This window comes from Nitrospirillum amazonense, from assembly GCF_029594735.1.
Taxonomy (GTDB): Bacteria; Pseudomonadota; Alphaproteobacteria; order Azospirillales; family Azospirillaceae; genus Nitrospirillum; species Nitrospirillum amazonense.
Window position 1 is genome coordinate 1,259,810 of sequence record NZ_JARPAF010000004.1, and the last position, 13,881, is coordinate 1,273,690.

Genomic DNA, 13,881 nt, shown 5'->3' on the forward strand with positions numbered 1-13,881 from the left:
TCGATGCCCAGTTTGGTTGCTCATCCCTGATGCGCCGGACCGCCTGTGCCCATGGTTCCGCATCCATCCGGCGTTAAGCATGACGTTGAGTCATTATCCTACCTCGCAACGGCGAAATGGGCCGGTGGGGCGGGGGCCGAGTAAGGACGGGTAAGGGTGGCGATTTATTGTGACGCAACGGAACCGTGAGACTATCGCAACTGTGCGCTGCAAGGCAACATAACGGAAAGAAATTTACCGATTGCACGGAATCGATGTAATTCCGCAACACGATCTTAACGTAAGCGCCATCTTCGGTTATCCATGCAGGATGACGAACGGCCCAGCCCGCCCCACACCGACCACCAGCGGTCCCGACACCTCCGCCCAGGAGGCGGGGCTGACCGCCGTTTCCTCCCCCGCCGCTTTTGAAACACCACCGTCGCCAGACGGTTCCCCGGCCATCGCCACCCCCCAGCCGCCCAAGCGCGCCCTGGCCGTGCGGGAGGTGGAGGTGAAGCTGGCGGCGACACCGGCGGCGCTGGCCCGCCTGCAAGCGCTGCCGCTGCTGGCGCGCATGGCCGATGGGGCCCCCGCCCACCGCCACCAGGTGACGACGTATTACGACACCCCCGACCTGGCCCTGGCCGCCCACGGCCTGGCCCTGCGGGTGCGGCGGCAAGGCGGCCGGCGGGTGCAGACGGTGAAGACCTGGGCCTCCGACGCCGGCACCGCCGCCGCCGCCGGCCGGCGCGAGTGGGAATGGCAGCTGCCGGCGGAGGGTGATGGCCCCGACCTGGGCCTGCTGCCCGCCGGCGTCTTCAACCTGCTGACATCGGAACAGTGGGCACAGGTCGCCCCCCGCTTCGCCACCGACATCGAACGCACCGCACTGCTGCTGCACCCGGACCCGCGTACCAGCGTGGAACTAGCCCTGGACCAGGGCGAGGTGCGCCTGTCCATGTCCAATGAGCGTGAAACAGGCGGGAGTGAGGAGACCACCTGGCCGGTGGCGGAAGTGGAACTGGAGCTGAAGGGCGGCCGGGTCGCGGCGCTATTCGAGGTGGCCGCCGCCCTGCACCACCACGCCCCCCTGCGCATCACCACAGGCAGCAAGGCCGACGCAGGCCTGCGCCTGTTGACCGGCAAGCCGGCGGCGGCCGTTCCCGCACAACCGGCGGCCCTGACGCCTGTGACCACGGTAGCGGAGGGCTTCCGCCACGCCACCCGCCATGCCCTGGGCCACCTGCTGGAAAACGCCACGGTGCTGCTGGAAAGCGGCGACACGCAGGCCTTGCGCGAGATGGCCACGGCCAGCCGCCGGCTGGACACGGCGATGCGCCTGCTGCGTCTGGCGATGACCTTGCCACCGGCTGCCGGCCCCGCGCCGCTGGCGAGGGTGGGGACCAAGACCGCTGCCAACCCCCATGCGGAAGCGGCGGACGCCCTGCGCCGGCGCCTGGCCCCCCTGCGCGCCTTGCTGGAAACCGCGCGCGGCTGGGATCGCCTGGCCGAACGCGCCGCCCTGCTGCCCGACCGCAAGGGGGCCGCCGGCCTGAGCAAGCGCCAGCGCCTGGCCCTGGACCACGCCGCCACGCAGGCGCGCCGGCGGGTGATGAAGCATCTGCGCGGCGCCGGACATACCGCCCTGGTGCTGGACCTGGCCGCCTGGGTCGAGGGCGGCGGCTGGACCTCCCCCGCGCTGGACCAGCCCCTGAAGACCGTGGCGCCCCGCCTGCTGGCCGAGCTGCAGGACAAGGTGGCCCGGGCCATCGACCGGCTGGAGCTGCCGGCCCCACCCCCGCCCGGCGCCAAGACAGCCGTGCTGATGGGCAAGGCGCCCCCCGCCGCCGACGCGCTGGAACGCCTGCGCCGCCGGGCACAGCGGCTGTATGAGACGGCGGAGGTCTGCCGCGGCCTTTATCCCCTGGCGACGGCCAAGCCCAAAGCGGCAAAGGGCGCCAAGACCGCCCCACCCAAGCGCCCCGCCGCCGACCCTCTGGCGCCCCTCGCCCGCCTGCACGGCGCCGTCACCGCCCCCGCCATCGCCCGCCAGGCCGCCCAACTGGTGGCGCAACTGGCCAAGGCCACCGGCCCCAAGGCCCGCAGCACCCGCCTGCTTTCCCGCCTGGCACAGGAGGAGGCCGTGGCGCTGGCCAAGCTGCCGGCCACTTGGCGCGGCTACAGCCGGCGGCGCATGTTCTGGATGATGGGGCGGTAGTTGGGCCCCGGCGGAAAGCATGCTATCCTGGGCGCATGACCAAGCCAGCTTCCATCTTTGATATTGATGACAACGGCGCAAAACATCGAGCGATCGATGAGGCGCTGGAAGCGGTGGCTCGTGGTGATTACGTCGACCATGAGGTCGTGCGCGAGTGGCTGCTGCGGCTGGCCGCAGGCGAGGATTTGCCCGCCCCGATCCCCGTGAAAGGCGCTTAATGCGTGTCGTCTGGTCGGTCCCCGCACTTCGGGACGTGATCGGACACCGCGCTTATATCGCCCAATTCAATCCCATCGCCGCTATCGACATTGCCCAACGCTTGGCCGCTGCGGGTGATAGCCTGAAGACATTCCCTCAGCCGTGGTCGCCCAGGCTCCAAGCCTGGAACACGCGAGGTCACAGTCATTTACCCCTATGTGATCGTTTATAAGATCGAAGACGACCGCGTGCTTATCCTGCGTGTCTGGCACGGTTCGCAGGAACGCTAAGGTCCTATCCACATCAACTTTCAATGGATGCTGGAATAGTCGCCAGCGAGGCAATAGTCGGATCAGGTGCCCGCCGACTTGTCCTTGGGCTCCAGCATCTGGCGGCAGAAGGCCACGGTGATGGGCTTCTTGGCGGCCAGGGCAGCGCGGTCCAGCAGGGCAACGGTGCGGCGGGCGCTGTCGAAGGAGCGTTCCGTGTGGGTCATCAGCCAGGCGATGACCTCCTCCCCCACCCGCACCTGGCGGTCGTCGAACAGCTTGACCAGCACGGCCATCAGCAGGGCGTCGTCGGGGGCGGCCATGCCCACGGCCGGGGCGGCCACCAGGCGGGAGCGCAGGTCGGGCAGGCGCAGGGTCCAGTTGACGGGGGCGTAGTGCGCCAGCAGCAGCAGTTGGCCGCCCGCCTCCTTGGTCACGTTGTAGAGATGCAGCAGGGCACGTTCGCGCACCGTGTCGCCCGCGATCTCATGCGTGCGGTCGATGACGGCGGTGCGGGTGGGGCCCAGCAGGTGCGGCACCTCCGCCGGGTCCAAATCCTCCGGCCCCAGCAGGGGCGCGCGCGACCGGGCGCGCCACACCTGGGCCAGGTGGCTCTTGCCGCAGCCAGGGGGGCCGTACAGCACCAGGGCCGGCGCCGGCCAGTCCGGCCAGGCGTCCAGCCAGGCCACCGCGTCGGCGTTGCCCGGCGCCACCAGGAAGTCGGCCTCGCCCATGGCGGAACGGTGCCCCAGATCCAGGGGCAATTGTCTCAAGTCGGCCATGATTCCAGGGTCTTACCGGCAACGGGCACGAAAGGCGGACGGACGGGGCGCTGGCGGAACGCCGGGTCAGGGCACCGGCGGCGACGCCCCGGCGTCCGTTCCCGGCGTGACCAGGCCTTCCTGGACCAGATCCTCGCGCAGCACCTCTTCCGGAGGCACGCCGGTGTAATAGCTGCTGGCGAGGTATTGGCGCAATCCGAAGCGCACCAGCACGCCGATGACGGCCGCCACCGGCACCGCCAGCAGCACGCCGGTGAAGCCGAACAGGCTGCCGCCGGCCAGCAGGGCGAACATCACCCAGACCGGATGCAGGCCCACCTTGTCGCCCACCAGCTTGGGCGTCAGGACATAGCCTTCCAGCAGGTGGCCCAGGATGTACAGCGCCACCACCAGTCCCTCGCGCCACAGGTCGTGGAACTGGAACAGGGCCACGCCCACACTGGCGCCGAAGCCCACCACCGTGCCGACATAAGGGATGAACGACAGGATGCCTGCGATCAGGCCGATGACCAGGCCGAAGTTCAGCCCCACTGCTGTCATGGCCAGGGCGTAGAAGGCGCCCAGCGCCAGGCAGACGGTGGCCTGGCCGCGCACGAATCCGGCCAGCGTGCGGTCCACGGCGCGCAACTGCTCGCGCACCACCTCGGCGTGCTCGCGCGGCAGCCAGCCATCCAGGGTCGCCACCATGCGGTCCCAGTCGCGCAGCAAGTAGAAGGCCACCACCGGCGTGATGAACAGCAGGGACACGAGGCCGAACAGGGCGGCGCCACCGGTGAACAGGTTCTTAATGAAGTCCGCCCCCCAGCCCACCAGGGTGCCGACATATTCGCTGGCGGCACTGCGCAGCCGCTCGATGTCATCCGGGGGCAAGGCGGCCATCAGGCTGCGGATGCGCTGCATGGTCTCATCCCTGGCCCAGGTGATGATGGCCGGCAGGCTTTCGATCAGTTGGGTGACCTGCTGCTGGATCAAGGGCACCAGCAGCAGGACGCAAAGCACCACAACGACGACAAAGGCCAGCAACACCACGCAGGTGGCAGCCAGGCGTGGCAGCCCGAACCCCTCCAGCCGGTCGGCCACGGGGTCCAGCAGATAGGCAATGGCCATGCCGGCGACGAAGGGCAGCAGCATGCCGCGCAGCAGCCAGATCAGCGCGACGCCCACAACCAGACCGATCAGCCAGAACCGTATCTGCCGCCCCGCATGCGTTTCCGCCATCGTCCCCCCACCAACACCGAATCAGGCACAAGCCCAGACAGTAACAGATAAGACCCTGGAATCAGGCACTCTTATGATGGGGCGACGGCCAGGCTGATCTGGTAACGCACCTCAGCCGGCGTGGCCGACGCGGAGGCGGGGACGGCCCCCGGTGCGGCCCCGGGGGTGGGTACCGGGGCGGCATCCATCTCGGACAGCACCAGGTCGCGTTGGGCCAGGGCCGTCTTCAGGTGGCCCACGTCACCCAGCACGGTCAGGGTGAGCAGGGCCTCCGTGGTCTTGAGCGCGCTGGTGTCCACCTGCGTGACCATGGGCACGCCGGCCAGGCGCCGCCGCACCTCCACCAGGGTGGTGAGGTCGGTCAGGGGGACGCGCACGGCCACTTGGCCGGACTGGTGGGCGTCCACCACCACGCGGCGCTTCCACCCCTCCTCCACCCGGTCCACCACGGTGGCCACGGCCAGGCCCAAGGCGGCCGGCAGCGGGGGCGGGGCGGCGGCACCGGCGGCGGGCGCCTGGGTGTCGGCGGCGGTGGGCAGCGGGCGGGGGACGAAGGCCGACTGCGGCACCGTCTCAGCCGGCGACAGGCCTTCGCCCGGCACAAAGGTGCTGAGCGTCAGCTGATAGCCCTTGGCGGCGTCGCCCTCCAACCGGGCGACGACGACCTGGCCGGCACCGTGGCGGGCAGCGATGTGGGCCAAAACGGTCGCGTCCGGTGTCAGCGCCGCCTTGGCCGGCAGCTCGTTCTGATCAGCGGGGTCCGGCGGCACCAGGGCCACGGGCACCAGCCCGTCCACCAGGCCGATCTGCGACCAAGCCTGGCGCCAAGGCCCATCCGTCCACAGCGCGGGCTCGGCGCCGGTGGCGTCCAGGGGGAGCACCAGGGCGGGCTTGCCCACCATCTCGGCATAGCGCACGCCGTTCTGCTGCAGCAGCTGGCGCACGGCGGTGGGCCGGAACCGGACAGTGAAGCGGCCGACATAGCGGACGGAGGACGCACGCTCCTGCTCCAGCTCGAAGCCGGCCACCAGGGCCTCCAGCTCGCCTTGGCTGACGGTCGGGGGTTGGCGGCCGTCGGCGGCCGGCGTCAGCTTGCGGAACAGGCGGGCCAAGGCCTCGCGCTGGGCTTGCAGAATGGCCTGGTCGCGGGCTTGGTTGGCGTTGCCGGCGGTGACGTCCACATCCACGCCCTGCTCGACAAAGGCCTGTTCCGCGGCGACGCTCCTGCCCGCCTCGGCACGGGCGGTGCCGGCGAGGGCGCCGGCGGCCAGGGCCAGGAAAAGGGCGCCCCGAAACCCGGTCTGGCGCAAGAGGGGGATGCAGCGGTGCGGCATTGCAAAGCCTTCCGATATTGCTATGTTCGGCCCCGAAACCCGGGCGGGTCATGGAACCGTCTTAAACGGACGGTCGCGGGCGGCGGCCTTGAGCGCAGCCGGCCCTGACGGACGCCCCTTCTTAGCCCAGGCCCTGCGAGGACGCCATAAGCACCTATTCGTACAAGGACGCCGGTGTCGACATCGACGCGGGCAACGCCCTGGTCGAGGCCATCAAGCCCCTGGCCAAGTCCACCGCGCGCACCGGTTCCGACGCCGGCCTGGGCGGCTTCGGCGCCCTGTTCGACCTGCGCGCCGCCGGCTTCACCGATCCGCTGCTGGTCTCCACCACCGACGGCGTCGGCACCAAGCTGAAGGTCGCCATCGACGCCAAGCGCCATGACACGGTCGGCATCGACCTGGTTGCCATGTGCGTGAACGATCTGGTGGTGCAGGGAGCCGAGCCCCTGCTGTTCCTGGATTATTTCGCGACCGGAAAGTTGGACGTGGCCGCCGGCCGCGCCATCGTTGCCGGCATCGCCGAGGGTTGCCGCCAGGCGGGCTGCGCCCTGGTGGGCGGTGAGACGGCCGAGATGCCGGGCATGTACGCCGATGGCGACTATGACCTGGCCGGCTTCTCCGTGGGTGCCGTGGAACGCAGCCAAGTGCTGACCGGCGCCGGCGTCGCCGCCGGCGACGTGGTGCTGGGCCTGGCGTCCAGCGGCGTGCATTCCAACGGCTATTCCCTGGTGCGCAAGCTGGTCTCCGTCTCCGGCTTGACTTATGAGGACGAGGCCCCCTTCGCCCCCGGCAAGACCCTGGGCGAGGCGCTGCTGACCCCCACCCGGATTTATGTGAAGAGCACGCTGGCGGCGGTGCGCGCCGGCCTGGTGAAGGCCATGGCCCACATCACCGGCGGCGGCCTGATCGAGAACATTCCGCGCGTGCTGCCCGACGGCCTGGGCGTCACCCTGGATGCCACGTCCTGGACCTTGCCGCCGGTGTTCCGTTGGATGGCCGGTGTCGGCAACATCGCCGACCTGGAACTGGCCCGCACCTTCAACTGCGGCATCGGCATGGCCGTGGTGGTGCCCGCCGACAAGGCGGATGAGGCGATCTCCGTCCTGACCCAGGGCGGCGAGACCGTCACCCGCATCGGCCAGGTCGTGCCGGTGGCAGGCGATGCCGCCCATCGCGTCACGGTGACCGGCACGGACAAGGCATGGCACTCCTAAACAGCGGAACGCCCGGCAGGCTCAAGCTGGGCGTTCTCATTTCCGGCCGGGGCAGCAACCTGCAGGCCCTGCTGAACGCCACCACTGCGCCGGATTTCCCGGCCACGGTGGCGTTGGTCCTGTCCAACAAGGCGGATGCGGCGGGTCTGGAGCGGGCGCGGGGCGCCGGCATCCCGGCCCTGGCGCTGCCGCACAAGGACTACGCCGACAAGCCGGCGTTCGAGCAGGCCATGACCCATGCGCTGGAGGATGCCGGCGTGCAACTGGTCTGCCTGGCCGGCTTCATGCGCCTGCTATCGCCCTGGTTCGTGGACCATTGGCGCGACCGGCTGATCAACATCCATCCGTCGCTGCTGCCCGCCTTCCCCGGCATCGATACTCACCAGCGGGCGCTGGACGCCGGCGTGCGCTTCCACGGCTGCACCGTGCACTATGTGCGCAGCGAGGTGGACAGCGGTCCCATCGTGGCCCAGGCCGCCGTGCCAGTGCAGGCGGACGACACCGCCGACACCCTGTCGGCCCGCGTCCTGACGGCGGAGCATGAGCTCTATCCTCTGGCCGTGCGCCTCATCGCCGAGGGCCGGGTGAGTGTGGAAGGCAATCGCGCCGTGCTGAGCGGTCCCTTGCCCCTTCCGGCCATCGCCCTCAACCCCACTGTTTAAGGCCTGTCCGCGCCCTGCTCCCCACCAGGGGGAGGGCTGCCGTCCTCCACCCATGCCTTGGCCTGGTCAGCCAAGCGGCGCAGCAGCCGGGCCAGGGTGGCTTTGTCCTCTTCCGTCCAGTCGGCCAGCACCGCCGCGTACATGCGACTGCGCGCCCGGCCTATCGCCTCGACCATGGCCTGGCCGGCGGGTGTCACCACGGCCTCGCGCACCCGCGCGTCGGTGGCACCGGCCCGCCGCTCAACCAAGCCCAGGCTTTCCAGCTTCGCCACCTGCCGGCTGACGGTGGAATGGTCGCGGCCCGCCAGTTCGGCCAGTTCCACCACGCCGAGGGGCCCGCGCAGGCCGATGCGTACCAGCAGGGGGAACAGCGCCCGGTCCAGCGACACACCGGCCAGGTTCAACAGGTATTGGTCCGGCTGGGGGCGGTTCACCACCCCCACCAGATCCATCAGCGCTTCATGCAGCTCGTTCCTCATGTGTGCATTATGCACATTTTCCTTGGCAAGCGTCCAGGGTATCGATATATGTGCATTATACACGGATGTCGCGGCTGATCGCGCCCATATCCGTGCATCACGCACATAACTGGAGAGTCTCATGACTCGTTTCGATACCGATATCCTGATCGTGGGCGCGGGCGCCGCCGGCCTGACCCTGGCGCTGGATCTGGCCCGCCGGGGCGTGGATTTCCGCCTGGTGGAGAAGAACGCCGGGCCTTTCCCCGGCTCGCGCGGCAAAGGCCTGCAGCCCCGCAGTTTGGAGGTGTTCGAGGATCTGGGCGTGCTGGCCGACCTGCAGGCCGTGGGCGGCCCCTACCCCACCGTCCTGACCTACGAAGGCGGCCAGGTTGTGCGCACCCAGTTGCACGACGTGCAGCCGCCTACCCCGGCGGAGCCCTATGGCAACCCGCTGATGGTACCGCAATTCCAGACGGAGGCGGTCTTGCGCCGCCATTTGGCGGACTTCGGTCACGCCCCCGCCTTCGCCATGGAGGTGACGGGCTTCGACCAGGACGCCGAGGGCGTCACCGCCCGACTAAGCACCGCTGAGGGGGAGGTCAGCTTGCGCGCCCGCTACCTGGTGGGCACCGATGGCGGCCGCAGCTTCGTCCGCCACGCGCTGGCCATCGGCTTCCCGGGGGAGACGCTGCCCTTCCGCGCCGTCATCGGCGACATGCCCATCGCCGGCCTGGGCTTCGACGCCTGGCATCGCTGGCACACCCCCGGCGCCCAGTTGGCGCTGTGCCCCCTGGCCGGCACCGACCTGTTCCAGGTGGTGGCCCAGGTGCCGGATGAGGTGACCCCCACTCGGGACCTGATCAGCGCCATCGTGCGGGAACGCACCGGCCGCGACGACCTGACGGTGGGGGAACCCACCTGGCTGTCCACCCTGCGCGTCAACCTGCGTCTGGCCGACCGCTACCGCGTGGGCCGCGTGTTCATCGCCGGCGACGCCGCCCATGTGCACCCGCCGACGGGCGGCCAGGGCCTCAACACCAGCGTGCAGGACGCCTATAACCTGGGCTGGAAGCTGGCCGCCGTGCTGCGGGGGGCGCCTGACGGCCTGTTGGACAGCTATGAGGCGGAGCGCCGGCCCATCGCCGCCCACGTGCTGGGCCTCAGCGGCCGGCTGCTGGGCCAGATGGGCACGGCAGAGGGGATGCGCCGGGGCCGGGAGACGCGCGAGTTGGACCTGAGCTACCGCGACGGCCCGCTGGGCACCGAAGCCCGGGCCGATCACGGGCGGGTGAGGGCGGGAGACCGCGCCCCCGACGCTCCTTGCCAGACGGCGGAGGGTAGCGCCATCCGCCTGTTCGACATCTTCCAAGGTCCGCATCTCACCCTGCTGGGTTACGGCATCGACCGGGAGGCTCTGGGCGGCAATTGGCCGGAAAGCGTCAAGGCTGTCACCGTGGCCCCTCAGGGCAGCGACCAGGCGGCCGACCTGATGGACGACGCCGGCCACGTCGCCCAGGCCTATGACCTCACCCCGGGCACCTGGGTGCTGGTGCGGCCGGACGGCCACATCGCCGCCACCGCCCGGAACGCCGGCGCCATCCGCGGGTGGCTGCAGGCCACAACCAAGGCGTGACCTGAACCGTTCGGCGAACAACGCGGCCCCTTGCCAGGGGCCCGCGTTTGCGCATAAACCTTGGGAAACGGGTTTCGTCTCGGGATAAGGGAGGGCAAGATATGGCCGGTGCTCACAGCGGTGCGGTCGCGGTCAGCGACGCGGTGGTCAAGGAACATGCCGACGGCTGGCATTCGTTCACCCGCTTCGTGAAGGCGGGCATCATCTCCGTCGTTCTGCTGCTGCTGATGTTCCTGGCGCACTTCGCCCTGGGCTGGGGCTTCTCCATGTTCCTGATGATCGTCGGCGACATCATCCTGGTCCTGGCCCTGCTGTTGGGCAAGGTCTAGCCTTTCCCCCTGGGCCATCAGGTTGGGCCATCAGGCCGCCTTACCCATCGGCGCCTTCCGCAGTTCGTGCATCACGAAGTCGCGGAAGGCGCCGATGCGTTTTGAGCCTCGCAGCGCCACGGCGTAGACCAGATAGGCATCCAGGCGCGGCGCCGGCACCGCCGGCAGAATCCGGATCAGGCCCTGGTCCTGGGCCTTGGCATCCTCGGCGAAGAAACAGGGCAGCGTGCCGATGCCGAGGCCACTGCGGATGGCGAGATGCACTGCCTGCGCGTCATCGACCGCCAGGGCCGGCTGGCGCCCACCCTCCTCCCCCGCCCCCGCGCGCAGCAGCCAGTTTCCCTCCGCCGCCAGGGCGGAGCCGGGGGCCGTCAGGCTGTCGCGGTAGGCGATCAGGCGGTGCCCGTCCAAATCCTCCGGCCGCTGCGGCAGACCGTGGGCCCGGACGTAGTCCGCCGTGGCGTACGCCTGGATGTGGGTGGCGAACAGCGGCCGCTGGATCAAGTCCAGCTGGCTGGGCGCGCCCATGCGGATGGCGACGTCGGCCTGGCGCAGCGCCAGGTTGGCGTTGCCCTCATCCAACTGCAGCACCACGCGTACGTCCGCATGCCGGTCCTGGAAGGCCTTCAGCCGGGGCGCCAGCCATTGGGCGAAGGCCGCCGTGGTGCTGATCCGCAGGGTGCCGCCCGCCTGTTCCAGGCTGTCGCTCACCCTCGCCTCCGCCATCGCCAGGCGGTCGATGACGTCGCGGGCGGTCTGGTACAGCACCTCTCCCTGCTCGGTCAGCACCAGGCCACGGGCATGGCGGTGGAACAGGCGGGCCTTCAATTGCTGTTCCAGGCTGCTGATCTGCCGGCTGATGGCCGACTGGCTGAGGGCCAGAATCGCGCCGGCATGGGTGAAGCTGCCGGCCTCCGCCACCGTGTGGAACACCCGAACCCTGTCCCAATCCATCTGACCGCCTCCTTGACGCGTGGTCTCGGCCCTCGTTGTGAATAAGGCGCCGTTGATGAAGGGCAGTGTGGTTTTGGGAACGGCCAGGCGCCATCATATCTGGGTATAGGGGCCTTATCCCAAAGGTCCGCGTGGGCATTGCGCCGCACGGCACCGCGACATATCAGTTCATCAAATGACTTCAGGGCCCTAAACAATGTCGAACCACCTGCATGCGGCGATCCGGTTTCATCAGGCGGGTCAATTCGCCGAGGCGGAGCAACACTATCGTCGCGCCATCGAAACAGGCGACGCCGGGCATGCCCGCAACCTGTTGGGGGTGCTGTATGCCCAAACCGGCCGGGCCGCCGACGGCGTCGCCCTCATTGGCCAAGCCATCGCGCTGAACAAGCGGGTGCCGGAATTTCATTCCAACCTGGGAATGGTGCTGCTGGAGGCCGGGGATGCGGCGGGGGCGGTGGCCGCCTGCCGGCGGGCCCTGCAATTGAATCCCACCATGGCCGATGCCCTGACCAACCTGGGCGCCGCCCTGCTGCGCCTGGACCAAGCCCAGGACGCCGTCGCCCCGCTCCGCCGCGCCATCAAGGCGAACCCCGGGCGTGTGGAAACGCACCGCAACCTGGGCCTGGCCCTGCTGCGAACCGGCCAGCCGGCCGAGGCGGCCACCAGCTTCCGAGACGGCATCGCGCTGAGCCCACACCATGCCGACTGCTGGACCGGCCTGATCACGGCGCTGGAACAGGCCCAATCCGCCGACCTGGGGCCAGCTTTGGCATCGGCGGTGGCCCATCGCCCGGCGGACGTGCCCTTGCGCCTTAAGTTGACGGCGCACCGGCTGGCGATGGGTGAGATGGCCGCCGCCGAGGAATTGGCGCGGCAGACCCTCGCGCTCGCCCCCGCGGCCGTCGAGCCGATCGTCATGCTGGCCAATGTCCTGACCGCCCAGGGCCGAAAGTCCGACGCCCATCGCGCCTTGAGCGATTGGTTGGGCCGGGGCGACGACACCCCGCCGCAGGCCCTGACCACGCTGGCCGACGCTTTCATGGAACTGGGCGACGATGCCCTGGCGGAACAGCTTTTCCGGCGCGCCATCGCGCTGGACGCGGGCAGCGGCCAGGCCACGCTGGGGCTGGGCTTGCTGATGCGTCGCCTTGATCGGGCCGAGGAGGCGCGCACCCTACTGGAACGGTGCGCCCGCGATCTGCCGGATTCCGCCCTGGCACAGGCGGCGTATGGCGACCTGCTGCTGGCCATGGGCCGGCCCGCCGCCGCCCTGACCCATGTCCGCCGCGCGCAAACCTTGGCGCCGAACGACGCCGGCATCCTTCTGACGCTGGGCAACGCCCTGCGCGACCTTGGGGAAATCGATGAGGCGCTGGCGGCATTGACCCAGGCCGTGACCGTCGCGCCAGCGCGGGCGGACATCCATTCCAACCTGGTTTTCACGCGCCTTTTCCATCCCGACGTCACCCTGGCCCAGGTCCGGGCCGATCATGTGGCCTGGGCGGACCGGCACGCGCGGCCGGTGCCGCCGCCCCCGGCGCGTCGGCACCCCGGCCAAACCTGGCGTGTCGGGTTGGTCTCCGGCGATTTCCGCAACCATCCGGTCGGCTATTTCACCATACGGGCGCTGGAAGCCCTGGCCGCCCGGGGAGTGACGCTGATCGCCTATGCCAACCAGCGGGTGGAGGACGCGCTGACGCGCCGTGTACAGGCCGTCTGCGTCTGGCGGCCCATCCAGGGCGCGGACGCCCAAACGGTGGCGCAGCAGGTGGGCGACGACGACATCGACCTGCTGATCGACCTGACCGGCCATATCGCCGGCAACAGGCTGGACGTGTTCGCCCTGCGGCCCGCCACCCGGCAGGCGACATGGGCCGGCTATATGGCGACGACAGGGCTGCCGCAGATGGACATGATCATCGTCGATCCCCACCATATCCCGGCGGGGGTCGAGAGGTTTTATACCGAAAGGGTCGTGCGCATGCCGCACAGCTTCCTCTGCTATGACCCGCCGGCCTTCTTCCCCGCGGTGACGCCGTTGCCGGCGCTGCGCAACGGCCACGTCACCTTCGGCTGCTTCAACATCGCCGCCAAGATCAACGCCGGCGTCATCGCGTGCTGGTCGCGCATCCTGAACCGGGTGCCGGGGTCCCGGCTGCTGATGAAGACGCGGGGCATGGACGAATTGCCGCTGCAGACCCGCATCCTTGCCCAGTTCCGCGAGGACGGCATCGATGCCGCCCGCATCGATTTCATTGGTGCCACCTCGCCGGCGGAGCATGTCGCCTGCAAGGAACGCGTCGACATCGCGCTGGACCCGTTCCCCTATGCCGGCAGCACGACCACCCTTGAATCGCTATGGATGGGCCTGCCCGTGGTGACGCTGACGGGGCAGACCTTTTCGGGCCGCCACTCCACCTGCTTCCTCAGCGTGCTGGGGCTGACGTCGCTCATGGCGACAACCGTGCAGGAGTATGTCGACATCGCCGTTCGGCTGGCCACCAACCTGGACGAGGTCGCCGACCTGCGCCAGCGGCTGCGCCCGGCCATGGCCGCCTCCCCGCTCTGCGACGCCGACACCTTCGCCGATGACTTCATCCGGCTGATGCGGGGGGCCTGAACCC

General features: G+C 69.6%; 12 protein-coding genes and 2 pseudogenes. 9 read left to right on the forward strand and 5 right to left on the reverse strand.

Going from position 1 to position 13,881, the window contains the following annotated elements:
• Positions 1 to 310 precede the first annotated feature (310 nt).
• The 4 genes and pseudogenes from P5F91_RS26300 to P5F91_RS29935 form a co-directional block, all read left to right on the forward strand.
• Entirely contained in the window at positions 311 to 2,200 is a 1,890-nt protein-coding gene (locus tag P5F91_RS26300; protein ID WP_277908694.1) for a CYTH and CHAD domain-containing protein, read from the forward strand.
• A gap of 35 nt (positions 2,201 to 2,235) precedes the next feature.
• A complete protein-coding gene (locus P5F91_RS26305; RefSeq protein ID WP_145610157.1) occupies positions 2,236 to 2,418 on the forward strand; it encodes a hypothetical protein in 183 nt (60 codons plus the stop codon).
• Positions 2,418 to 2,546: pseudogene (locus P5F91_RS29930) on the forward strand (hypothetical protein); the annotation flags it as partial. The gene P5F91_RS26305 and the pseudogene P5F91_RS29930, both read left to right, overlap by 1 nt.
• A 25-nt stretch (positions 2,547 to 2,571) precedes the next feature.
• A pseudogene (locus tag P5F91_RS29935) lies at positions 2,572 to 2,688 on the forward strand (type II toxin-antitoxin system RelE/ParE family toxin); the annotation flags it as partial.
• Between the two features lie 62 nt (positions 2,689 to 2,750).
• Here P5F91_RS29935 and P5F91_RS26320 read toward each other — a convergent pair.
• The 3 genes from P5F91_RS26320 to P5F91_RS26330 all read right to left on the reverse strand — a co-directional run bounded on the left by P5F91_RS26320 (position 2,751) and on the right by P5F91_RS26330 (position 6,001).
• Complete coding sequence (locus P5F91_RS26320; RefSeq protein WP_277908697.1) at positions 2,751 to 3,449, reverse strand: HdaA/DnaA family protein; 699 nt, start codon at positions 3,447 to 3,449, stop codon at positions 2,751 to 2,753.
• 66 nt (positions 3,450 to 3,515) lie between these two features.
• Positions 3,516 to 4,667 carry an AI-2E family transporter gene (locus P5F91_RS26325; protein WP_277908698.1) on the reverse strand — a complete coding sequence of 384 codons (1,152 nt, stop codon included), beginning with the start codon at positions 4,665 to 4,667 and terminating at the stop codon, positions 3,516 to 3,518.
• A 71-nt stretch (positions 4,668 to 4,738) separates the two neighbouring features.
• Positions 4,739 to 6,001, reverse strand: a complete 1,263-nt coding sequence (locus tag P5F91_RS26330) for a DUF2066 domain-containing protein (RefSeq protein WP_277908699.1) — start codon at positions 5,999 to 6,001, stop codon at positions 4,739 to 4,741.
• A 146-nt stretch (positions 6,002 to 6,147) separates the two neighbouring features.
• Between P5F91_RS26330 and purM the strand changes: the two genes are divergently transcribed.
• Together purM and purN are read left to right on the forward strand one after the other, a co-directional pair.
• A complete protein-coding gene (purM, locus tag P5F91_RS26335; RefSeq protein WP_277908943.1) occupies positions 6,148 to 7,215 on the forward strand; it encodes a phosphoribosylformylglycinamidine cyclo-ligase in 1,068 nt (355 codons plus the stop codon).
• On the forward strand, positions 7,203 to 7,877 hold the full coding sequence (purN, locus tag P5F91_RS26340; RefSeq protein WP_145610164.1) for a phosphoribosylglycinamide formyltransferase: 675 nt from the start codon (positions 7,203 to 7,205) through the stop codon (positions 7,875 to 7,877). The genes purM and purN overlap by 13 nt, the downstream gene beginning before the upstream one ends.
• On the opposite strand, the gene P5F91_RS26345 is transcribed toward purN, so the two are convergent.
• Positions 7,874 to 8,356, reverse strand: a complete 483-nt coding sequence (locus P5F91_RS26345) for a MarR family winged helix-turn-helix transcriptional regulator (RefSeq protein WP_145610165.1) — start codon at positions 8,354 to 8,356, stop codon at positions 7,874 to 7,876. The genes purN and P5F91_RS26345 overlap by 4 nt on opposite strands.
• 121 nt (positions 8,357 to 8,477) lie before the next feature.
• On the opposite strand from P5F91_RS26345, the gene P5F91_RS26350 reads away from it, so the two are divergent.
• Both P5F91_RS26350 and P5F91_RS26355 read left to right on the forward strand, forming a co-directional pair.
• Positions 8,478 to 9,971 carry an FAD-dependent oxidoreductase gene (locus tag P5F91_RS26350; protein ID WP_145610166.1) on the forward strand — a complete coding sequence of 498 codons (1,494 nt, stop codon included), beginning with the start codon at positions 8,478 to 8,480 and terminating at the stop codon, positions 9,969 to 9,971.
• Positions 9,972 to 10,072: 101 nt separating this feature from the next.
• Entirely contained in the window at positions 10,073 to 10,300 is a 228-nt protein-coding gene (locus P5F91_RS26355) for a hypothetical protein (protein ID WP_004272315.1), read from the forward strand.
• 30 nt (positions 10,301 to 10,330) lie between these two features.
• Here the strand turns inward: P5F91_RS26355 and P5F91_RS26360 are convergent, their stop codons facing one another.
• Positions 10,331 to 11,254, reverse strand: coding sequence for a LysR family transcriptional regulator (locus P5F91_RS26360; RefSeq protein WP_145610167.1), 924 nt, complete (start codon positions 11,252 to 11,254; stop codon positions 10,331 to 10,333).
• A gap of 196 nt (positions 11,255 to 11,450) precedes the next feature.
• Here P5F91_RS26360 and P5F91_RS26365 point away from each other — a divergent pair, with 196 nt between their 5' ends.
• Positions 11,451 to 13,877: a tetratricopeptide repeat protein gene (locus P5F91_RS26365; RefSeq protein WP_277908700.1), complete on the forward strand. Its 2,427-nt coding sequence runs from the start codon at positions 11,451 to 11,453 to the stop codon at positions 13,875 to 13,877.
• Positions 13,878 to 13,881: the final 4 nt, after the last annotated feature.

What these genes read in the sequence shown, in the direction of transcription:
- purN (WP_145610164.1), top strand. Translation starts at nt 7,203, where the DNA reads ATGGCACTCCTAAACAGCGGAACGCCCGGCAGGCTCAAGCTGGGCGTT.
- P5F91_RS26365 (WP_277908700.1), top strand. Translation starts at nt 11,451, where the DNA reads ATGTCGAACCACCTGCATGCGGCGATCCGGTTTCATCAGGCGGGTCAA.
- P5F91_RS26325 (WP_277908698.1), bottom strand. Translation starts at nt 4,667, where the DNA reads ATGGCGGAAACGCATGCGGGGCGGCAGATACGGTTCTGGCTGATCGGT.
- P5F91_RS26360 (WP_145610167.1), bottom strand. Translation starts at nt 11,254, where the DNA reads ATGGATTGGGACAGGGTTCGGGTGTTCCACACGGTGGCGGAGGCCGGC.
- P5F91_RS26330 (WP_277908699.1), bottom strand. Translation starts at nt 6,001, where the DNA reads ATGCCGCACCGCTGCATCCCCCTCTTGCGCCAGACCGGGTTTCGGGGC.
- P5F91_RS26345 (WP_145610165.1), bottom strand. Translation starts at nt 8,356, where the DNA reads ATGAGGAACGAGCTGCATGAAGCGCTGATGGATCTGGTGGGGGTGGTG.
- P5F91_RS26355 (WP_004272315.1), top strand. Translation starts at nt 10,073, where the DNA reads ATGGCCGGTGCTCACAGCGGTGCGGTCGCGGTCAGCGACGCGGTGGTC.
- P5F91_RS26350 (WP_145610166.1), top strand. Translation starts at nt 8,478, where the DNA reads ATGACTCGTTTCGATACCGATATCCTGATCGTGGGCGCGGGCGCCGCC.
- P5F91_RS26300 (WP_277908694.1), top strand. Translation starts at nt 311, where the DNA reads ATGACGAACGGCCCAGCCCGCCCCACACCGACCACCAGCGGTCCCGAC.
- P5F91_RS26305 (WP_145610157.1), top strand. Translation starts at nt 2,236, where the DNA reads ATGACCAAGCCAGCTTCCATCTTTGATATTGATGACAACGGCGCAAAA.
- P5F91_RS26320 (WP_277908697.1), bottom strand. Translation starts at nt 3,449, where the DNA reads ATGGCCGACTTGAGACAATTGCCCCTGGATCTGGGGCACCGTTCCGCC.